Annotated in this window: 20 protein-coding genes and 1 pseudogene; 10 read left to right on the forward strand and 11 right to left on the reverse strand. The window is 63.3% G+C overall.

From position 1 onward, the window contains the following. Positions 1–112 precede the first annotated feature (112 nt). From AB5J62_RS05285 to AB5J62_RS05315, 7 genes and pseudogenes are all read right to left on the reverse strand, one after another. Positions 113–1,222 (reverse strand): annotated as a pseudogene (locus AB5J62_RS05285) (recombinase family protein); the annotation flags it as partial. Then, positions 1,215–1,394, reverse strand: coding sequence for a hypothetical protein (locus AB5J62_RS05290; protein ID WP_370946971.1), 180 nt, complete (start codon positions 1,392–1,394; stop codon positions 1,215–1,217). The pseudogene AB5J62_RS05285 and the gene AB5J62_RS05290, both read right to left, overlap by 8 nt. Further along, positions 1,391–1,648 (reverse strand): helix-turn-helix domain-containing protein, encoded by a 258-nt coding sequence (locus tag AB5J62_RS05295; RefSeq protein ID WP_370946972.1) that lies wholly within the window; start codon positions 1,646–1,648, stop codon positions 1,391–1,393. Before AB5J62_RS05295 ends, AB5J62_RS05290 begins: the two co-directional genes overlap by 4 nt. Before the next feature lie 198 nt (positions 1,649–1,846). Beyond that, positions 1,847–3,928 carry a cell division protein FtsK gene (locus AB5J62_RS05300; RefSeq protein WP_370946973.1) on the reverse strand — a complete coding sequence of 694 codons (2,082 nt, stop codon included), beginning with the start codon at positions 3,926–3,928 and terminating at the stop codon, positions 1,847–1,849. Positions 3,929–4,395: 467 nt separating this feature from the next. After that, a complete protein-coding gene (locus AB5J62_RS05305) occupies positions 4,396–4,620 on the reverse strand; it encodes a hypothetical protein (protein WP_370946974.1) in 225 nt (74 codons plus the stop codon). Positions 4,621–4,824: 204 nt separating this feature from the next. Then, positions 4,825–5,199, reverse strand: coding sequence for a GntR family transcriptional regulator (locus AB5J62_RS05310; RefSeq protein ID WP_370946975.1), 375 nt, complete (start codon positions 5,197–5,199; stop codon positions 4,825–4,827). Between the two features lie 712 nt (positions 5,200–5,911). After that, complete coding sequence (locus AB5J62_RS05315; RefSeq protein WP_370946976.1) at positions 5,912–7,336, reverse strand: XRE family transcriptional regulator; 1,425 nt, start codon at positions 7,334–7,336, stop codon at positions 5,912–5,914. A gap of 465 nt (positions 7,337–7,801) precedes the next feature. On the opposite strand from AB5J62_RS05315, the gene AB5J62_RS05320 reads away from it, so the two are divergent. After that, the gene (locus AB5J62_RS05320) at positions 7,802–8,059 is read left to right on the forward strand and encodes a hypothetical protein (protein WP_370946977.1); all 258 of its coding nucleotides are present in this window, start codon (positions 7,802–7,804) and stop codon (positions 8,057–8,059) included. 131 nt (positions 8,060–8,190) lie between these two features. On the opposite strand, the gene AB5J62_RS05325 is transcribed toward AB5J62_RS05320, so the two are convergent. The 3 genes from AB5J62_RS05325 to AB5J62_RS05335 form a co-directional block, all read right to left on the reverse strand. Then, complete coding sequence (locus AB5J62_RS05325; RefSeq protein WP_370946978.1) at positions 8,191–8,700, reverse strand: DUF397 domain-containing protein; 510 nt, start codon at positions 8,698–8,700, stop codon at positions 8,191–8,193. After that, positions 8,645–9,538, reverse strand: a complete 894-nt coding sequence (locus AB5J62_RS05330) for a helix-turn-helix domain-containing protein (protein ID WP_370946979.1) — start codon at positions 9,536–9,538, stop codon at positions 8,645–8,647. The genes AB5J62_RS05325 and AB5J62_RS05330 overlap by 56 nt, the downstream gene beginning before the upstream one ends. A gap of 593 nt (positions 9,539–10,131) precedes the next feature. Further along, on the reverse strand, positions 10,132–11,079 hold the full coding sequence (locus tag AB5J62_RS05335) for a hypothetical protein (RefSeq protein WP_370946980.1): 948 nt from the start codon (positions 11,077–11,079) through the stop codon (positions 10,132–10,134). A 364-nt stretch (positions 11,080–11,443) separates the two neighbouring features. On the opposite strand from AB5J62_RS05335, the gene AB5J62_RS05340 reads away from it, so the two are divergent. From AB5J62_RS05340 to AB5J62_RS05380, 9 genes are all read left to right on the forward strand, one after another. Next, positions 11,444–11,713: a helix-turn-helix domain-containing protein gene (locus tag AB5J62_RS05340; RefSeq protein ID WP_370946981.1), complete on the forward strand. Its 270-nt coding sequence runs from the start codon at positions 11,444–11,446 to the stop codon at positions 11,711–11,713. 214 nt (positions 11,714–11,927) lie between these two features. Beyond that, complete coding sequence (locus AB5J62_RS05345) at positions 11,928–12,410, forward strand: hypothetical protein (RefSeq protein WP_370946982.1); 483 nt, start codon at positions 11,928–11,930, stop codon at positions 12,408–12,410. Next, entirely contained in the window at positions 12,407–13,066 is a 660-nt protein-coding gene (locus AB5J62_RS05350) for a DUF3558 domain-containing protein (RefSeq protein WP_370946983.1), read from the forward strand. The genes AB5J62_RS05345 and AB5J62_RS05350 overlap by 4 nt, the downstream gene beginning before the upstream one ends. A gap of 29 nt (positions 13,067–13,095) precedes the next feature. Next, positions 13,096–14,343 (forward strand): hypothetical protein, encoded by a 1,248-nt coding sequence (locus AB5J62_RS05355; protein WP_370946984.1) that lies wholly within the window; start codon positions 13,096–13,098, stop codon positions 14,341–14,343. A gap of 32 nt (positions 14,344–14,375) precedes the next feature. Further along, positions 14,376–15,161 carry an ESX secretion-associated protein EspG gene (locus tag AB5J62_RS05360; RefSeq protein ID WP_370946985.1) on the forward strand — a complete coding sequence of 262 codons (786 nt, stop codon included), beginning with the start codon at positions 14,376–14,378 and terminating at the stop codon, positions 15,159–15,161. Positions 15,162–15,665: 504 nt separating this feature from the next. After that, positions 15,666–16,685 (forward strand): type IV toxin-antitoxin system AbiEi family antitoxin, encoded by a 1,020-nt coding sequence (locus AB5J62_RS05365; protein WP_370946986.1) that lies wholly within the window; start codon positions 15,666–15,668, stop codon positions 16,683–16,685. 31 nt (positions 16,686–16,716) lie between these two features. After that, entirely contained in the window at positions 16,717–17,451 is a 735-nt protein-coding gene (locus tag AB5J62_RS05370) for a nucleotidyl transferase AbiEii/AbiGii toxin family protein (RefSeq protein WP_370946987.1), read from the forward strand. A gap of 265 nt (positions 17,452–17,716) precedes the next feature. Beyond that, complete coding sequence (locus AB5J62_RS05375; RefSeq protein WP_370946988.1) at positions 17,717–18,142, forward strand: hypothetical protein; 426 nt, start codon at positions 17,717–17,719, stop codon at positions 18,140–18,142. Between the two features lie 42 nt (positions 18,143–18,184). Continuing rightward, positions 18,185–19,132, forward strand: a complete 948-nt coding sequence (locus AB5J62_RS05380; RefSeq protein WP_370946989.1) for a Gfo/Idh/MocA family protein — start codon at positions 18,185–18,187, stop codon at positions 19,130–19,132. Here the strand turns inward: AB5J62_RS05380 and AB5J62_RS05385 are convergent. Continuing rightward, complete coding sequence (locus AB5J62_RS05385; protein ID WP_370946990.1) at positions 19,121–19,762, reverse strand: TetR/AcrR family transcriptional regulator; 642 nt, start codon at positions 19,760–19,762, stop codon at positions 19,121–19,123. The two genes, AB5J62_RS05380 and AB5J62_RS05385, sit on opposite strands and share 12 nt — an antisense overlap. Positions 19,763–19,818: the final 56 nt, after the last annotated feature.

Consider the following 19,818-nt stretch of genomic DNA (forward strand, 5'->3'; position numbering starts at 1 on the left):
GTGCGGTGTCGGCGTCGGCCGCGAGAGCGGCGCGGCATTCGGTAGGCAGGGTGGCCCGGTTCAGGTGGGCGCTGATCGCGGCCTCGACTCCGGTGGGGGTGTCGACGCGCAGGTAGGGCACGGTGCAGGTGCTTAGGTCGCGGCCTCGACAGTAGAAGTAGAAGTACGCGCCGCCGTTGCCGGTGACTTGGGTGAGGACGAATCGCGCGCCGCACCGCTCGCACCACAGGCGGCCTTTGAGGTGGTGGCGGTGTTTGCGTTGACGGCTCACGTTCGCCGACCGGGATTCACGGACGTCTTGCACCTTGTCGAACAGTTCCTCGCTGATCAAAGCTGGGTGTTGTCCGGGGTACTCGATGCCTTTGTAGGTGACGTAGCCGCAGTAGTAGCGGTCACGCAACATGAGACTGATTTTGTTGACTGACACTGGTTTTTCGCCGTGGCTGGCGGTGGCCAGGGTGCGTAGGCCTCGGTCGGTGATGATCTCTTGGATCTGTTCGAGGGTGTAGCCGTCGGCGTAGAGCTGGAAGATTTGCTTAACGTAGTCGGCGCGGTCGGGGTCGAGGATCACGGTTGCGATACCGCGACCACCACCGGGGACCTTCTCCCGGTGGTTGAGGTAGCCAAGTTTCGCGCGGCCCAGCGTCCCGCCTAGCTTGGCCTTGTGGCCCATTTTCTCCTGGATATCGATCCCGGACATCTCAGAGGTGAGCTGGTTTTGGACGGCGAGCCACCCGCGCATGGCGCGTTCGTAGGGGGTGGCGTTGCCGATGTTGCCTTCTTTCGCTGACAGCACCGTGACCCCGAGTCGGCTCAGGATCATTTCGATAATCGCGTCCTCATACCGGTTACGGGTCGCGCGGCTGAACATGTAGACGATGACGTACTTCACGTCTCGTTGGGTGATGATCCTGCGGATCATCCGTTGAAACTCCGGACGCTTGTCGATGGAGAGCCCCGACGCGCCCGGTTCTACGTACTCGCCGTTCTGAGCGAGGGTGAGGTTATTTCGTGTGAGGCACGCGGTGCCGCATTTGCGTTGTGAGGGGATCGAGTTGCCTTCGGGGTCGTGGGAGGTGCGCATCTGGCTTTTATCCGAGACCCGTAGATACATCAGGGCGGCGTCATCGGGCGCGGAACTGACGAGTGACGCGACTTTGCCTTTACCGGACAGAGAAACCAGGTTCTCGAAGATCTCCAACAGATTCTCATCGTCAGACATGGCGCGGCTCCTGGCGGGTCGACTCGGCCGCCGTCGCGCGACGGCGGTCGCGGTCTTCGGCCTCCTGCTCTTTGAGGAACTCATCAGCCAACATGCCCACGTTGTGGGCGAACCGTTGCGCCGCCGCGTCGCGGATGTCGTCAGGCATGGTGCGCGGTTTGTTGTTAGTCATGGTGTGGTCCTTTCGTTGGCGAAGCGGGTGCACAGTGCCCGGTACGGTTCGAGCAGCTCGACCGCTGCGGTCAAGCTCAGTCCGAGTGTGTCGACCAGGTTGAGCAGTAGCTCCGGGTTGGGTAGGTGGTACTCGCCGTTCTCGATGCGGGCGATGGTGGTCGCTGCGACCCCGCATGACGCTGCGACTTGGCGGAGTGAGAGCCCCCTTTCTTCTCGGGTGCGGGCGAGGTAAGTACCGAACGACTCGGGCACGGCCGGTCCTTCCGATCAGCCCTCAACCAGTGTAGCCCTAGGGCTACACTGGTTGAGGGGGCTTGGCTGGCGTGTGGTCGACTGGCACCGTATCGCCGGTTTCCGAGCTGGAGACGACTCGACACGCTAGCCGCTAAATGCCTGGTTAACAGTGGTTTTCCCCGCTAGCGCCGCTGCTAGGCCTAGCACCAGGCCCCGCTAGCCGTTGCCCTTCTGTTGGGCGTCCAAAGCGGCGCGCACGTCGGCAAGGTGGTAGCCGCGACGGTTAGCGCCCTCGCAGCTGGTCGGGTCGGTTCCCCAGACTTGGCGTGCCTTGAGGCCGTAGGGCTTGAGCGCACTGCTGAGCTGCGCGGGACCCCACCCGCCGTAGACGTCGGGTCGCAGCTCAGCCAGAGCGCATACGAGGGTCTCCGACCATGCTTTCGTCTCGCCGTGGAAAGCGCTCACGAGATCCGCCAGTAGTGAGCTGCTGCGCGCGACCTCGACAGGGGCGGTGTCCTGGTCGGCGGCGTACCCGGTCAACCTGCCCGCCTCCTGTCGTAGGGCGCGGGCACGGTGGGCGATGGTCTCGGCGGCGGGTCCATCGATATACGAGCCTCGGACGGTGCACGGGTCGTCGCCTTCACCGGCCAAGATGCCAATACCCAGATCCGACCGGCTTAGCAAGGTCGCGCGAATCCCGTTCCTGTAGGCACTGGTGCCAAGAACCATGTCATTTTCGGTCTGACCCATCACTTTCAGCGCGAAGCGGATAATCATGTTCGCGCCGATCCCGGGCGGGATACTTTTCGCGTCCGGGCGCTGAGTGGCCAATAGGAGCATGATCCCGGAAGCGGGTCCACGCCGTACCAAATCCTCGCAGACGGCCTCGAACTCTTTTCCGTGTTCGGGGTGTTCAAACAGTTTTTGGCATTCATCGATTGCGACCATGATCGGGTGCAAACCCAAGCTACGGTTTGAGGCGAGTTGTGGCGTGATCTTGTTCTCCGGGCACAGATCACGCGGCAAGCTTCGGATCGTTTTCGCGCGCCGATCCAACTCGCCTTGAAATTCCCTTAGGTTGGTGAGGATGTACAGGAAATCGTCGGCTTCTACCCCGGCGCGGTAGCGGTGCGCCACAGGTTCCAGAGGTGCGAAATCTCCTAGCCCTTTCAGGTCGTAACAGTGGATTTCCACGCGCGGATCAAGTGCGCCGATGAGCAGGATCAGCCGCAGCAGAAAACTCTTTCCCATACGCGGCAACGATCCGATGACCATCGACGCGAACATCAGCGTCAGTGTCACCACGCGCCCACGTGGGTCGGTGCCGATTGGCTGAGGCGTGAAGACGTCCGCTGTGCCTTTCGTGGCTAGCGGCCAGGGGGGCGCTTTCGTGCGGCTCATGTCCTGATCGGCCACCCACAACACCAACCGGCCGGGGTGGACGTTGGGTGCGGCTTCGGGCCACACGCACCCCAGCGGACGAGATAGCGCGCTCGCGAGTTTGTGTCGGCGTTCCATCACGTCGGCGGCGGTGATGCCGGGCGGCAAGTCCACGTCAGCACGCCAGCCGGGACCGTCGCGGGTGATGGGTGACGGAAACCCAATGGCGTCAGCGTCTTTCATGCCACCGACACCCACGGCCAACAAAGCTTTGGTTACCGCGTCGCTTGTCAGGCGCACGAATCGAGCGGCCACGGTCGCACCGGCGGTAATGGGCTTGTCTGCTGGTGAGCCATAAAACCCAAGAACACCAACAATAGCCGCGATGACCGCGCACTCTGTCCACGCCGGACACAACGCGATCAAAGTACCGACGAGGTAGGTGCTGGTGAGTCCGACCACGACCAGCAACGAGCGAGTACGCACCCGCTGGTCATGGTCTTTCATGAGCCGTAGGTAGTGCTCTGACTCGGTGGTATCGATGGTGGACTGTCGCAGGGGCCGCGCTTCCGTGTGCAGGCTCCACTTGAGCACGTTCATCGTGACCCGGTACAACCCGCGCGGACACCGGGCAGTCAGCCGCACCCCGTACAGCGGAAGCCGCGCGAGGTGAAAAACCGCTACGTGAAAGAAAAACCCGAGCCGCGCGGCAACCGTGGCGCGAGCGCTCGACGCGGAACGCAGCCACGGCGCAATGATCGGGCGACGCTCCCCGCGCAACGTATTGGGGTCGCGAGTGGACGAATCTCGAATCTCTGGTGGAGGGTCCACCGGGGTCACTTCTTCGGGGTCGCCGGCGGGGACGAGACCAGACGACGGATCCATGTCGTCTGGTGACGGTGGCAGAGTTTCAGGCATCACAAAAGCCTTTCGAGGTAAGAAAAGTGTGGGAGAGGTGGCGCTCTGGCAGTGTTGTGGCCAGAGCGCCACCGAAGGTGAAGAGGTTGAGCTAGGGTCGTTGGTCGGCCGGAGGGTCGACGCGTTCCTTCTCTTGACGACTGCGCACGAACAGAAGCAATACCTGTACCAATTGCGCTGTCCGAATCTTCTTACGTGGCACGGATCGAGTGACCCTCACGCGCAGCGGCTCTCGACTCATCGAAGACCACCCTTACCGGGTCCGGGACGGTAGAGAGTGAACCACCACGACGGCCGCCCGTGGCCGTCCACATTGCTCACCGACCGCACACCGGGCGGGCGCTGTGTCTCAAGATTCTTTATGAAAACCCTTAGCACGTAAGCAAGTTCCCGGTAAGAGACATCGGTTTGCTTGTGAACGTGCAGCTCCAGAACTAGCTTTCGGGGTTCGCGCACAGCTGCCCCCTCTAATACTGCACCGCGAGAGCGCGGGCCTCGTAGCGGGCGCTGTTAGCGATAGCGCGTAGCTGGGTGTACTGCTCGTGATCGCTCAGACCCGCGAGCAAGTCGTAGACCTCTCCCTTGTGCACCAAATAGTTGGCTCGCTGGCGCGGTGGAGCATCTGCCTGCGGGATCTCGGTAAGAAGGCTCTGGATCGCTTCGATAGCTGAGCGGGCGATAGTCACAGACACGGGAATTCCTTCCACTATGGACAGTGCGTGGTTTGCTCTGTCGCTGCCTCTAGTAGACGGAACCCAGGTACGCCAACGCAGCCGCCGACGGTGTGGATCATCGACGACCACTGTGGACAGAATGATCAGAGGGGACTTGGTGCACAGTGTGCACACTGTGCACCAAGAAAATTCCTTTTGGCGTCCGGTGGGGTTGGTGCTTGGTTAGCTGTCGCGGTGTCGGTCGCGGCGCAGACGGGCGAGGCACGTACTCAAACTTTCGCCGATCCGCGCGGCATGATCGATCAACGCATCGAGTCCGGCTTCCGCCTCGGCGACCACGCGACGGGTGGTGTCGCGGTCACGGGCGGGATGTTGTGACACCACAACGCTTCCGCGACCCGGCGCGGTGTAGGCGTAACCGTCGCGACGCAATACCGCCACGGCTTTTCGAGCTGTGGCAATAGAAACACCGTAGGTGCGGCGAATCTCGACATACGAGGGCAGCTGCGCGCCAACGGGCAGCGCGCCCGAGATGATCCGGGCGCGCAGGTCGTCACTGATACGGACGTACCACGGGCGCAAGTCCACTTCAGTCATGAGCGACCCCCTTCTTCGGCTTTGATCTGTTCGAGGGTGTCGCCGATGTGCGTCAGGTGAAAACCAAGCTCGCTGAGCTTGTCGCGTAGACGCCGCTGCACAGCGTCCTCAGTCGAGCGCTGTACTGGTACACGTGCGCTATCACCGCTGCTACCGTCCACTACACGACACCTCACGCGAAGTTTTGTTGCCTACCAACAGGAAATCGGCACCGTTGCCGCTAAGAACCTCTCCCGTGTTGATCACGGGACGGTTATCCAGCATGACGGGCCGCCGCGTTACGCGGATCCGAAATCGTTTCGCGTTCACCGGAGTGGGTGAGCGTTAGTGCGCTGTGCGTCACTAGTGGCTACACCCTTGCGCCGTTACCGTGTCTTGGGTGGTCGGTGCGGGCAGGTGTCGAAGGTGACCACGGAAGGTGTCGCCGTTAAGCACCGAGATCGTATGTAGTCGGCTCTCTGCGGCATGGCGGGCACCTCCTCGCATGGCATGTCTAGACCTGTTGGCCTGCTTCTAGTGTCCGATTAATCGGACTGGCCGCGCCACCATCACCACCCTTGACAAGACAAGATCACTCGGTGGATGGGGTTTACTCCACAGTCGGTGATCATCCACGTGCGACGTATACGGCTACTCGTGATCATGCGCTACGGCAAACGAGCGACGAAAAGGGTTTCATGATCACGAACATCGACCCACCCCCGTGTGGGCGCTATACGGCTTGTTCGGGCCTTTGTCGGGCGGTGGCGATGTCGGCGATCAGTTGCCGCGCGTCGGCGTTCTTGGGGTAGAGGGTGGCGGCTTGGCTGATCCAGGCGAGCCGATCGGTTAGCCGCTGCGAGTGCAGGCCCGCGACGGCGGGCAGCGCCTCCCGAGCGGCGGTGAGCCCAGCGGCAGGGTTTCCCGCGCGGAGCTGGTTCGCCGCGATTGCCACTAGGTCAGAGGTTCGCGAGCGGGAATCGGTCGCCGGGCGCGCGTCGCGGGAGCGGGTAGCGTGCTCTAGGGCTTGCGCGCTGTGGCGGCGGTCATGAGCGGCGAGCGCGTTCCACGTCATGCCGCTAATCCCGTCGATTTCGGCCTGTCCCATGAACGCGAGCCAGGACGGCGCGGTGGCCGGGTCGTGTTCGCGGGCGAGGGTGTCCCCGGCGCGGGCGAGCATCTCCGCCGCCTGTGCGGTTTTGCCCATCTCCCCATAGGCCCACCCGGCGTTCAGGGTCAGCAGCGCAGCGGCGCGCGGTGAGTGCGCGTCATCAGCGGAAGCCTGGCCAAGCTGGAAGAGTTTCAACGCCCCGTTGGGGTCTTGGTCATGCAGCAACACCCGCCCAGCCTGAAAAAGAACTTTCGCCGCGAGGTCAGGCCGTCCGGCTTCCTTGGACAGGGCTAACGCGTTCGCGAAATGCTGCCGTGCGCTGTCGCGGTCTCCGGCGTCGAAATGCACCCAACCCGCGACCGAGTGCAGATCCGCGACCGCTACCGCGACCCGGACCCGGACCGCGTCGGAGGCCGCGCGGGCGTCGAGCAGCCCGACCGCCCAATTCAGCTGTCCGTTGATAGCGGAGCGGACCGCGCCACCACCGAGAGCGTCATCTTGCGCGCGATAGAACAGCACCGACCGCTCTAACGCTTCGGCGTCGGCTGTGCCGACCTGGCCCACCGTGGCGGCAGTCGTGGGCCGGACCCGGATACGGTCCCACTCGGTCGTGCTCAACCCGACCAGGGCGGCTTGGGCAGCGAGTGAGATAAACGAGCGTCGCTCCACCTCGGAACCTCCTTCACCCCCCGCGTCACCAGTGCCTAACCACGATGAGCCCTGATCCCCGTCCGGCGCTAGCCACTCGTCACGGGTGAGTTCGGCGCCCGGCGCGTACGCGAGCCCCATGTAGCCGCGCGGGATGCCCAGGCCATCGCTGATGCGCGCGAGCACGTCGTAGGCCATCACCACCCGGCCCCGCACGATGTCCGACACTTCAGGCTGAGACTGGCCAGTCAGGGACGCGATACGACGCTGACTGACCCCGTGGGCTTTGAGCAGCCGAAACACTGCCCCGACGTCTCGCGCGGCGAGCGCGGCGCGCATCCGTGGCCCCTCCCATACCTGGGGGTCGGGCGGCCCTTGCTCGTAGATCGTCGTGCGCATCGCGCGCCCTCTCGCTGCCGCTCGCTCTAGACGGGAACAGTTGGAACACCAAACCCATAGTAAACGCGACACAACGCGGTGTAGAGCACAAAGACGTGAGGTGATAAGCGCAAACGATATGCCCGACCTATCACCCCGCTAGGCCGACCAGGTGAGCCGGCGACCAGCTCCGACCTGCTGATCAGCGCGACCGAATCCGCGGGAGGGCATCCGCTCGATAGCTCGCATCGCGCACGCGCCGCCCGCCAAGGTCGTCACCGTGGCCGCTACGCCTCCCGGCCACCCGGTCAGGCATCCGAGAGCCCGAACCCGCAAGCACCACATAAGGGCCGGATGCCTGCCCACGACCGAAGGGGAGCGCGCTCGACCAGCCCGACCGACAAACCCCGCGCGGGGCTTGTCGCAGGCAGGTACCGACCGCGCCCCCTTCGGTCCTCCATGGGGAGCGACATAGAAAGGGCGGGCATGGACACGGCGCGGCTGTGGCTGCTTGCCCTGCTGATCCTCGCCCCGGTCGTCTTCTACGCGGCCGGGGTCGTCATCTACAACACGCGGCGGCGAGCACGACGCGAGACCGGGAGACCAAGCCCGGCCGACATTAGCGCCCGCATCGAAGCCGAACACAAAGCGCGCGAAGAGACAGAAAAACTCGAGCAGGGCGAAGAAGACGAGTCGCCGCCGCTACCGCCCGGTTGGCACTGGCCCACACGCGAGCGGGAATAAAGAAAACTTAGGAGATGGTCGCGCAGCCCGAAATTCTGCGCGACACAGAAGAAAGTTCGCCACTCGTGGGTGTGTAGGCGAAAGGGCAGTGTGCAGGATGCGTAACCTTATGCGCAAAGTACGCCAAGCGGCTAGTGAGCAGCAGTGCAGCTCATGGCAATTTTTCCAAAGTCGCCCGAATGAAGCCCTTTTAAGAACGCTAGCCACTCTTCAGCGGTGAAGATAAGCAAGTTTTCAGCGCTGTCTGACCTTCGAACAAGGATATACGTATAGGTGACAACGGCAAACCCGATCTCCAGGTAGGGGCCACTTTTGGCGTCAGGCGGGTTTCGAGATCTCCACCGGACACTCGTTATGGGCATCTTGCTGCGGAGTTCAAGCTTGTCTGTTGCCTTGGTTGGTGCAGTTAGTGATGGGTCAGTCTCGGTATCGATAGCTACCGCGACGAAGTTTTTCCATTGCTCGGGTGAGACGCTTAGTGTTAAGCCGGTGGGGTCGCATGAGTCTCTTATACTTACGACCTGATCGCTGATGAGAACTTCCACGCATTTACCATCGTTTATGCTCCGGCTACTCTTACGCCACTTATTCTGGTTCCTCGTGTTCACGGGTACTTCTCCTGTGATCTTCTGATCGGGCACGCAGTAGCTCGATCGAGTGAGGAAAGGGTAACGCTCTCGCTGCTAACCCAGTCCAAGCCTCCTTGGTGTTCTGGACGCTTTCTTTATCTTCCATAAATAGCCCGCCATTGTGGCTGTCTAATCCCACTGCGTGAAAACCATCTCGAAGTACGAACATGGTGAACGGTTTTCCAAGGCTCTCGTGCACCCCGGCCGTGATTGGTAAAACCTGAACAGAAACCTGTGGGGATTTACTCGCGGCAATGAGATGGTCGATTTGATCTGCCATAACTGAGTGGCCGCCTATTGGACGAAGCAAAGCAGGTTCGTCAATTATGGACCAAATTTTGACGCTGCGATCTCGAACTTGCTGTTGTCGCGCCATCCTTGCTTCAATGCGACGCTGGACGGAATCATTGCTAGCGTATGGCAAATCGGCACGTATGACCGCTTCCGTATATTCCGGTGTTTGCAGCAGGCCGGGGATGATGTCGATAGTAAAAATAAAGACAGCGGCCGAATCGGCCTCTAATTCAATGTAGTCAACATTGCCTAGTAGATCCGAGTAGGACTGCCACCACAGGTTTCTCTGCTTGGCTGCCCGTGCCAACTGTGCGAGAGTTTCTGTCACCTCTGCATTTGACCCGTAGGCTTCGCAAATTGTTCTAACGTCGTCACTGCTGACCCCGTATACGCCGGTTTCTATGCGCGACAGTTTTGATTGTGAGAATCCGGTTAGTCGGACCGCCTCCGCCACGCTTATTCCTGCGTCTTCCCGCTGCCCTAGAAGCTTTTTTGCCAGTCGGCGACGTCGAAATGATGGTTGTGCCACTTGTCCCCCATTCGAGGTAAACAGCATAGATTCAGTTGTGAATTTATGCTGTTTTTGATTGTATTGCTCTCGGCGCTAGAGGCGTTACCGAAAGCAACATACAACCCTCTTTCGTTAGATTAGTTTTCCGGGAAGCGTTCAGGCTTGCGGCTGCTAGCGTGCGCGCTTCCCGGAATCTGGCCGCCAGCCCGGTAGGCATACGCAGTTGTCGTATTGGGTTGGTATTGAGGAAAGGCATTGCGCGACCGGAGCGCGTGCAACCGGTTTCCTCTGCGGCATCACCTGCCGGAGGTTGTGCCGTAGGTCTTGGCCGTTGCCACATTTCCCCCGAACGCAGCGGCCAAGACCCCCTCTCTTTTTTGCACGCGTTCGACTCGACGCGTAACCGACATGTATGGAGGCGTCAGAAAATCATGGTAAGTAAGGATGACAGTTGTAAGTGTGGACATGACTGTGAACGCGTGGAGGTCGAAACATACGCCACATTGGATAAATGCGTCGTCGAGGTCGACGAGCTTAGCGACGGAAGAATCGAACTTTGTTTCCATACTGGTCTCAACGGGACCAACCTCAAGATCGAGAAACCCGCTGCTTTTCGCCTACGCGAGGAACTAGCAAAGCTACGCCTCTAGTGTGTCGTTGAGCGTCCAGGTTATGGCGGTGCCTGATCCGGGGGCTATCCACCCGTCGACCGTGATGGACGCGGGCGCGGGAACCGCTGCGGTGCTTTCGTTGACACGCGGTTCTGTTTCGGCTGCGAAGAACGGTAGTACTTCTAGCCGGTTGATATTGGTTTGAAAGTGGTTCACGTCGAGCGCGAAACCTTGCGTGGGAACATCCACGGTGAACCGGAGCCATTGCGCCGCGCGGGGAATCATCACGCGATAGGTGTATTCCTCGTGATAGGTCTCGCCTCGTTTAATGTCCAGCTTGCCGGGTGTGGCGGTATAGATCTGTCGACCGTCGTGCACGGTCCGGTGGAGTTCGTATGCTTGGCCGTTGAGCGAGTATTTTAGTACCGAGTAGGTGTTGGGATCGTCGGCGGCTTGTCCGTTCGCCGGGTTTACGATCCAGTAGTCGGCCACGTTCTGATGGGTGAATGCTTCGCGGTCAAAGCTCTTTGGGGCACAGATAAATACCCGCTCCCCTAGGGGAGCGTTGGTTCGAAACGAGTTTCGAACCAACGCTATAAACATGTCCCCCCTGCCCGCCTCCCCGGCTTCGGTCAGGGTGACGTCTATCCGCACGTCAAACCGCTTACCCGGCGCGTGGTTCATTCGATCAAGCAGCACGCGAAACGGCCCGTGGAGCACGGAGATGAAAACCCCTTTCACTTGCTCGATAATCCGATTGTCAGCGAGAACGCGGGCGGCGAAATCGCTACCCAGTCCGACGAGGCCTGTTGTTAGTAGCGCTTCGGATAATGCATCGGGGATCCGGCCCGCGTCGAGATATAGCAGCCCTATACCGGCGATAATCAGCAGTAGCCCGATAATGGCGAGTCGCGCGCGATGCAACCGAAACAGTAACGACGATCTATCAGTGTTATCGCGTGCGCCGGATGCCATAAAACGGACGATAACGCATTAACGAATTGTGGGATTATGAACCGCGACAACCCCCGGCGAATCGCGCGCCGGGGGTTGTCGCGTGTGTAGTGGGTGTTACTTGCGGTCGGGGTCGGTGCTCGTATGCGTGTTGCCTTGTGTCCCGCCGCTTTCGCCGCCAGGCATCAAGGTCATCCGGGGTCCTCCTGTCGTGCGGTGCTCTCACGGTCCGTCAGAGCGCTGGCGTGCGTCCTGACGCGCTCTGACGTGCAGAGCGGCACCCAAACTAGACGTAGATGGTTGAGCTGTAGATATGCAGCGCATATAACGCACAGAGTGTGACACTCTGGACCACGGCGCTGTGGCACCTTTGGATAAGGCAACCATGCCTGAGACCACGGACAACCCACACGGTGAATGGCTCGCTGAGCTGGGCAAACGCATCAAGACGAGGCGCGGCGAGCTGGGGATCAGCCAAGAGCGCCTCGCGTTGCGTATTGGGTTGCACTGGACCTTCATCGGGCAGGTAGAGCGCGGGAAGCGCAACCCTTCGACGCTTAACCTCTTGAAGCTGGCCCACGGGTTGGAGATGGACGCTGGCGAGCTCGTCGCGGGGCTGCCCGTGCCGCCGATCGAACAGAAACCCATCTGGTAGCAACCGGTAGGTCCGCCCGTAGCGGTCACCTTGAATCTGTCTCATTCCTGGTTACCCAGAGCTACCAATCCTGGGTGTACTCGCTGGTAGCTAGGTGACCTGCCCGGAACCCCCTTCCGCTGGGTGACCGATCCGCTACTCTGATCGGCGCGACCGTATAGGCCGCACCGATCAGCAGAGGGACGCACCGGGGAGGGCTTCGAGGGGTGGGCGCGTGGCAGACGTGACAGATGACCCGTCAGATAGAGCAGCGTGGCTAGAGGGTCTGAGCTTCTGGGTTAGTGATCCCATCAGTGAAAACGTTGATCGGGCGCGGGCCGCTGAGGCCGTCGCGAACGCTCAAGCGCAGCAGGCCCACGGGCCGGGGTTCCGGCTTGACCGGCAGCACGCCGAACAAATGGTTAGCCAGGCTATCCAAGTACGCGCGGACTTGGAAAACGATCAGCGTATTACGCAGTCGTTGGAGCGGATGCAGCCCGCAGCTAAAGACCCTGTCAGTGTCGCTTTTGCTCAAAACGCGACCTGGAACGGCGGCACTGCTGGCGCGTTCGCGTACGGGGCTGGCCATGTGCGCCTTGAGATACTCTATCTCGACGAATTAATTAAACGGCTAAATACGGCGTTGGGTCGAACGACGGAAACTGATCATGCCGCTGGTAAAGCTGTTGACGCTAGTGCTCATGGGGGTGCGGGATGATCCGGCGGCGTATCGCGGTTACCGGTGTGGGGTTGTTGGTTCTGGCGGCTGCTGGCTGCACTGGCGGCGGCACCACGCCGGGCACGCCGTCCCCGGTTCCGTCATCCGGTGCCGGTTCGTCTTCGGTGGCACCGGACACCTCCGCACCTGGCCAAGGGTTGCCGTACGCGGGTGCTCCGAAGGTCACCACCCCGTTCCCTGAGTCACTGTTTGCGGGTGATCCATGCGCGGACTCGATGAACCCGCAGCAGATCGATACGGCGATCGGCGCACCGGTAAAGACCAAGCGCGCCGACGAGGACCGAATCGGCCCGGGTTGCGACTGGCTCAACACAGTGACCGGTGGGCACGTCATCATGGCCTACGGCGTCAAACTCAAAGACGGACTGAGCGCAATCTATAAGAACGTCCAACCCAGCGCGCTTAAGTGGGAGCCGTTGACCCTGCAAGGGTTCCCGGCTGTGGCATATGTTGGCCCGTCGGGTGGGACACCGGATCGTTTTTGTCAGATCAGTATCGGCGCGACCGATAACACCACCATCGAAGTCTCCATGTTCCTTGGAGACACGACACGCGGGAAGAAAAACCCGTGTGATGCGGCGAACACGGTTGCAAACCTGATCATGACCAGTCTTCGCGAGAAAGCGGGGAACTGATGAGCTGGCTTACTGACCGGCTAAAAGACGTGGGCGATTTCTTCGAAGGCGCGGGCGAGGTCATCACCGACGGCGTGAAGAGCGCCGTCGACTGGGCCGGTGACCTCTTCAGCGGTGATGTGGGAACACAACCCATGGCGGTGCCTGAGTTCGTGGACAAGATGAAAGCGGGAAGCTCAGCCCCGTGGCACGAGGCCGCAGCTAACGCGGCGAAGACGGGCACAAGCCAAGGCGAACACGCCACCTCCCTGCAAGCCATCATCACCGGCTTGGAGTCGTCTTGGACTGGTGCGGGCGCGGACGCCGCGCGAGCGCGCATCAACAAGCTGCGCACGGTGGCCGACTCGGCCAATCAGGCCATGACCCACAATCAACAGATGGTGCTCACGGCGGCATCGGGTTTTGAGTCCACTCAAGGCACACTCGTCAAGATGCCGCCACGGCCTGATAAGTCTTTTGGTGACGTGATTTGGCCGTGGGATACCGACACCGAAAAAGCGATCGAGGACTACAACAAAAAAGCAAAGTTCAACCTTGACGTGTATCACCGCTATGAGCAACAGATGCAGCAGTCCCAAGGCGGTTTGCAAGGCGACTACGGGCAACTCGGGTTCTACGACGGCGCGGATATGACCCTCGCCCCACCGCCACCAGGGCACGAGCCCAAGCCGCCAGGCGGGCACGGTCGCAGCGACGGCAGCGGCGGGCATATCAACGATGCCGGTTTCACCCCGTCCCCAACACCCGGCCCGGCTGGCGGGCAACCGGGCGCGCCGGGTGGCACCTCGGGAGTGGTCGCCCCCGATCACACCACGACTGCCGGATTCACCCCAACCCCGCCGCCGACGGGGCAACCCGCCCCGGTCATACCGCCACCGGGCACCGGCTCCGGTCCGGGCGGTGTGGAGCCGTGGTTGGGGATGGGTGGCCCGCTCGCGACCGGTTCCGGTGGCGGCAGCTCGGCCCGGTTCGGCGCTGGTGAGCCCGGCAGCCTTAAAGGCGGCGCGGGCACTGGGAGCGGCGCGCCCGGTGGAGGTGCGCGCAGCGGTGCGGGTGCGATGGGCGCGGCAGCGGAAGCCGAACGGCTCGCCGGTCGAGCTGGTTCCAGGCTCACCGGCGCGGGTGCGCCCGGTGGCATGGCACCGGGCGCGCGCGGCAAAGGCGAAGAGGACAGCGAGCACGCCCGTAAATATGGGTTGGAAGAGGTCCCGTTCACCACAGAGGACATAGACCCCGAGACCGGGTATCCGGTGGTCCCGCCGACTATCGGCAGCTAATTAATCGTTGCTAGAGCAAGGAAAACGCGACTATGAGCATCATTGACGCGCCTCTTGTCCTGCCCAAAATCGCGCTGCTAGCCGTGTGGGAGTGGCACGCGGGCGAACTGGGAGACCCGCACCCGATCCTAGGCACGAACGGCGTGTATTACATGCCTGAAGGCAGTAGCGAGCGGATCGAGACGCGCACGTGGGAGTTACTTACACGTGCGCGGCTGGCCCGTAACCAGCGGGTAAGCCCGCTGCTGATCGACACGCTTCGGGTGCTGGGATCGGCCGACCGCGAGTTCTACGGGTGGACCGCCTACCCCACCGCCCTCAAGCGCGACGGGGGCGGGTTCTTCACCGGTGCCCGTGGCCGGGACGCGCTGCGCGTCTTGGTCGATGATGACGCGGTGATCCTGCAACCGTTGCCCGATCACCGCGCGCTCGCGGCGGATCTCGTGCACGTGCTTCCCCGAGCCGATGCGGCCCCGGTGCGGGCGGTGTCGATACCACGCGAGACCCCGGCCCGGCCACCGGTCGCGGCGGGCGGCCGTAGCCCGCTCGCCCACCCAGACACCCCACCCAGCGACCCAGACCGCGACCTCATCACCGACGTGATGACCGCCCCACGCGAGGCAACCCACCAGCTCTACACGGCCGTACAAGGTCGGGGCGGTCGGGTGCGCAGCCTCCCACTTACCGCCGTCGACGTCGCCGACTATGGGCGTGCTGTGACGTTCACCAACCACGACCTCGACGGCACCGAGTACATCAACCTCACCAGCGGTGAGGAGCTCGTCCGGCTGCTGGAAGCCACCAACGCCAACCTCTAGAGCGCGTCAAGATCCGATCTTGCGGACCCCGCGAGCCTGCGCCAGTCGTCGAACGCTGCGGTCTGTGACCCCGTACCGCTCGCCTACCTCTCGCGCTGTGCTCCCGCGCTGGTAGAGACTGACCATCTCGTCTAGCTCTTGCGGCGTGAAGCGGTCTTTCAGGCGATGCGCGGAACTGACGACGGGTTGTGAACCAGCCTTACGCCGTCGTCGAGAGGCTGCCTTAGGCACCTTCTCAAGCTGTTTTAGCAGGTCGGAGCGGTTCGAATAGGTTCCCAGTAGCTCCACGCTTTGGACGGCTCGTGCTCGCGGAGAGCGCGAGCCGTTCTTGCGTGTCGGAGTGCTTGTGTGGGGGACCAAGAGTCGCCCGCGCACCCACGCCCCCGCCGGGGGCTGCCGCCCCCGGACCCCCGCAGTTGGTGGGTTGCGGGGGTTTTGTTGTTTCGTGGGTTCTGGGCTTGGGGTGGGGTTGCGGTGGGGGTGAGGGGTGTTCAAAATGGGGGCATGTTCAATTTGGATGAACATGGCGCTTTGTTGAACGCTGTGCGGGTGCGGCTTGGGGAGTTGGGGGTGGCGGTCGGGGGGCCTTGGGAAGGTGAGGCGGGTGCCGTTGTCGAGCTGGCCGTGAAATCCGGTGCTGCTCAGAGGTACGGTGTCGAGTTCAGGGGGCGAGTGACCGCGGAGCTGGCCACCGCTCTGCACTTCTCGTCTTCGCTGCCGCCGTTGCTGTTGACTGGACACGTTGGTGAGCCGGTGGCCGAGGTGCTGCGGGCTCGGGGGATCGACTACGCCGACAGCGCGGGGAACGCCCACCTCGTCTGGGATGACGTCCGCATAGATGTCCGGGGCCGCCGCAAGCCCGTCAACTCCACCGGGCGGACTTCGCCGCGAGGCGCGGGGGCGTTTGGCCGGGCCGGGCTACGGGTTCTGTTCGTCATACTCAGCTGGCCGGAGGCGGCTGCCTATCCCTACCGCCGGCTGGCCGAGATGAGCGGTGTGTCGCTCGGAACGGTCAAGACCGTCATCGGTGAGCTCGCTGGTGCCGGGTATTTGTACGAGCGAGGGGATGAGCGACGGCTTGCCCGTGGAGCCGAGTTGCTCGACCGGTGGTCGGAGGCGTACTCGATCACTCTGGACGCCGCGCTGGCACTCGGCGAGTTCGCGGCGGCAGACCTTTCGTGGTGGCATGACGCGGAAGCCGACCTGCTTTCACAGGGTGTTCAGGTGGGCGGGGAAGCCGGGGCCAGCGTCATCGATCCACATCTGCGGCCGGCTTCGCTCACGCTCTATGCCGACGGCCTGCCTGCTCGGCTCATCGGGCGGCATCGCTTGGCGCGGGCGGAAAACGACGGCAACGTGCACATCCGGACCCGGTTCTGGCAGGCGCCGGTACCAGAGTCCTGGATCGTGCCGTCCCCCCTGATCTACGCAGACCTGCTGGCCTCCGGGGATCCCCGCCAGCGTGAGCACGGAGACCGGATTCGGAGCAGTGATGATCGACTTAAGCGCATCGACCGAACCTGACCTCCTTGTCGCCGCGAGAGTACTGACCCGAGTGGACGACATCGCTCGTGCCGCGGTGGTCGAGTACCTGGTGGTCGGTGCGACGGCCCGCACGATCCTGTCGGTCGGGCTGGTCGGCGCCCCGCCGGAACGAGCCACTCGCGACATCGACATCGCCGCCGCGATGGCCACTTGGGAGGAGTTCGACCGGTTCGTGAGTCACCTGGACCGGCACGACCGGAGTGCGCATTCTTTCGTCGTGGAGGGCGTCGAGGTCGACGTACTGCCTTACGGCGGCATCGAGGACGAAGACAGGACCATTCTTTGGCCCGACGATCATCGGCTGAACGTTCGGGGATTGAGCGAAGCCATGGCGTCGGCTGAGCTGGTGCGCCTTCCCGGCGGGCTCGAGATCAAGGTCCCCGCAGTGCCGGCGTTGGCTGTGCTCAAGCTGCTGGCCTGGTGGGATCGGCGTGCCACGACCACGCGCGACGCCATCGACCTCGGGACGATGATCGGGTGGTATTCGTCGGGACCGTACTGGGATCGGCTCTACGATGAGGAATTCGAAGTCCTCGAACGGCATGGCCACGACCCCGTGCTGGCGGGAGCTTGGCTTCTGGGGTCACACATGCCCGGCCTGCTCGATTCCGAGGGCGTCGAGGTACTGCTCACCATCATCGATGACGACGATGTCCTCGCCAGGCTGGCCACCGATGTTCGCCTCACTCGTGGCGCGGTTCTTGTGCCGGCGCTGGCTGCCGGCATCAGGGTCGGACACTCCTGAAGCCGCTGGGAAACCTTTTTTTCGGGGTGGGGCAACCGTTGGGGGTTTGGGGGCGTGTTGATCTCAGGTTGGGCTCTTGAAGGGGAGACTTGGGATGGGTATGCGGTTTGTGGGGGTTGTTGGGGCCTTGGGGCTGGTGGGGGTTGTTGTCGCGGGGTGCTCCGGGGGTGAGACGGCCGCGCCGCAAACGACTGTGACCGTGGCGAGTTCGCCTGCCAGCACGGCTCCGTCGGCGCCGGTGGCGGATGCGAAGAACGTCGCTTGGATGGATGGGCTTTGCGGGGCCGTGCACGGATACCGGCTCGCCAACAACGAGTACGCGAAGTCGCGGCCGAAGTCCGAGGTCGCGACCGCGAAGACGATCGGGGAAAGCCTGGGGCGGTATGCCGAACTCGCGGGGAAGGCCGTCGACGAACTGAACGCGATCGGGGTTTCGAGTGTCGCGGTGGGGGAGACCGCCCGGAAGTCCTTTGTGGACAAGTTCACCGCGTCGCGTGACGCCGCGGCGAATGGGAAGGCGAAGCTGGAGGCGGCCAAGGGGGACGCGAAGGCGCTGGATGCCGCCATCGAGGCCATGAACGCCGCGCAGACCGCGGTGAGTGAGGCCTACGATCCGGTTTCGCCGATCTCGGGGGCGCCCGAGCTGGCGGCCGCGTCGGCGAGTGCGCCGAAATGCAAGCCGGGTTCCTGAGGGGATCTTGAAGTCGGGCGGGGTTTCGCAGAGACTCCGCCCATGGGAATTTGGGGTCAGCCGGTCCGGCTCGGCGTTGTCGGGCTCGGGGTGATGGGGACCGCGATGGTCGCCGCGGCGCGGACGCTGGACGAGTTCGAGGTCGTGCGGGTCTTCGACGTGGACCCGGAGGCCGCGGCGCGCGTGGGCGTGCCGGGAGCCGACGGCGTGCGGGACGTCGTGGAGGCGGAGGACGTCGACGCGGTCTACTTCGCGACGCCGCCGAAGTTTCACGCCGAGCCGGTGATCGCCGCCATTCGGGCGGGCAAGGCCGTTTTCTGTGAGAAGCCGCTCGCCATCAGCTTGGCGGATGGGCGGCGGATGGTCGAGGCCGCCGATGAGCAGGGCGTCGCGGCCGCGGTGAACTTCGCGCTGTCGAACCGGGACGCCGTGCTCGAGGTCGAGCGGGCGCTCGCGGACGGTGAGGTCGGGGAGGTGCGCGGTGTCGATGTGCGGCTGCACTTCCCGCGCTGGCCGCGTGACTTCCAGGCGACGGCGACCTGGGTGGCGGGCAAGGAGCAGGGCGGGTTCGTGCGTGAGGTGCTCTCGCACTTCGTGTACGTGACGGACCGGCTGCTCGGGCCGCTGGAAGCCGTCGACGTCGGTCTCGACGCGCCTGAGGAGGGCGAGGTCGCCGCGCGTGGGTTGCTGCGGGCGGGGGATGTGCCGGTGCATGTCTCGGGATTCGCCGGGATCGCGGCGCCGGAGTTGTACGAGTGGGTGCTGTGGGGGACGCGGCGGTCGTATCTGCTGCGGAACTGGGCTCAGCTGTTCGTGTCCGACGGCGGGGAGTGGACGCCGGTGGAGCTGAGCGGGCCCCGGGGTTCCGAGGCGGAGCGGCTTTCGCTGTTCGCCGAGGCGATCCGGGGGAAGCATCCGCGGGCGCTGGCGGACTTCGCGAGCGGGTTGCGGGTGCAGGAAGTGATCGAGGCGTTCCACTCACGGTCGTGAGTAGGCGCCGTCGAGCGCGGGTGCGAGCAGCGCGAAGGCCGACTCGGCCAGGCTCGTCAGCTCGGCGCGGACGGCCTCGGGGGCGGTGTGGTCGCGGATGAGGGCGCGGCCGCGGTGGACCAGGACGCGATGAGCGGCCGCGAGCTGGGCGGCCACCAGGACGGGGGCGTCGCCTGGCGCTTCCGTGGTGAGCGCGGCCGCGAGCGCGGCTTCGCGCTTTTCGTCGAGCTCGCGTTCGCGGGCGCGCAGGCGCTCGCTGTCGTGGACGAGCTGGGCGAAGCCGGGGGTGCAGAGGCCGTTCAGCGGCCGGTTCGCGTCGAGTGAGGCGACGAACTCCCGGTGGAGCGCGGCCAGCGCCGACTCGCCGGGCCGTCGGTCGCGCAGGACCTTGGCGAGGCTGTCTTCGACGCCTTCGTGCGCGTCGAAGACGAGATCCTCCTTGCGGGGGAAGTAATTCGTGACGGTCATCTTGGACACGTCCGCCGCGACGGCGATCTCGGCGATCGTCACGTTCTCGAAGCCGCGCTCGATGAAGAGGAGCGTCGCGACGTGGGCGAGCCGGTCACGGGTCTCCTGCTTCTTGCGATCACGCAGCCCCGCTGTGGCCTGTATCTCCATACCCTTCAGCATAGGCGCAATTTTAGGTTTGACCTAACTTCTGAGGCGAGCTAATTTTATGCTCGACC

This window comes from Amycolatopsis sp. cg5 (genome assembly GCF_041346955.1).
Classification (GTDB): Bacteria; Actinomycetota; Actinomycetes; order Mycobacteriales; family Pseudonocardiaceae; genus Amycolatopsis.

Coding starts and splice junctions, on each gene's coding strand:
- AB5J62_RS05290 (WP_370946971.1), bottom strand. CDS start 1,394: ATGACTAACAACAAACCGCGCACCATGCCTGACGACATCCGCGACGCG.
- AB5J62_RS05310 (WP_370946975.1), bottom strand. CDS start 5,199: ATGACTGAAGTGGACTTGCGCCCGTGGTACGTCCGTATCAGTGACGAC.
- AB5J62_RS05350 (WP_370946983.1), top strand. CDS start 12,407: ATGATCCGGCGGCGTATCGCGGTTACCGGTGTGGGGTTGTTGGTTCTG.
- AB5J62_RS05300 (WP_370946973.1), bottom strand. CDS start 3,928: ATGCCTGAAACTCTGCCACCGTCACCAGACGACATGGATCCGTCGTCT.
- AB5J62_RS05315 (WP_370946976.1), bottom strand. CDS start 7,336: ATGCGCACGACGATCTACGAGCAAGGGCCGCCCGACCCCCAGGTATGG.
- AB5J62_RS05360 (WP_370946985.1), top strand. CDS start 14,376: ATGAGCATCATTGACGCGCCTCTTGTCCTGCCCAAAATCGCGCTGCTA.
- AB5J62_RS05340 (WP_370946981.1), top strand. CDS start 11,444: ATGCCTGAGACCACGGACAACCCACACGGTGAATGGCTCGCTGAGCTG.
- AB5J62_RS05320 (WP_370946977.1), top strand. CDS start 7,802: ATGGACACGGCGCGGCTGTGGCTGCTTGCCCTGCTGATCCTCGCCCCG.
- AB5J62_RS05330 (WP_370946979.1), bottom strand. CDS start 9,538: ATGCTGTTTACCTCGAATGGGGGACAAGTGGCACAACCATCATTTCGA.
- AB5J62_RS05385 (WP_370946990.1), bottom strand. CDS start 19,762: ATGCTGAAGGGTATGGAGATACAGGCCACAGCGGGGCTGCGTGATCGC.
- AB5J62_RS05335 (WP_370946980.1), bottom strand. CDS start 11,079: ATGGCATCCGGCGCACGCGATAACACTGATAGATCGTCGTTACTGTTT.
- AB5J62_RS05380 (WP_370946989.1), top strand. CDS start 18,185: ATGGGAATTTGGGGTCAGCCGGTCCGGCTCGGCGTTGTCGGGCTCGGG.
- AB5J62_RS05375 (WP_370946988.1), top strand. CDS start 17,717: ATGGATGGGCTTTGCGGGGCCGTGCACGGATACCGGCTCGCCAACAAC.
- AB5J62_RS05365 (WP_370946986.1), top strand. CDS start 15,666: ATGTTCAATTTGGATGAACATGGCGCTTTGTTGAACGCTGTGCGGGTG.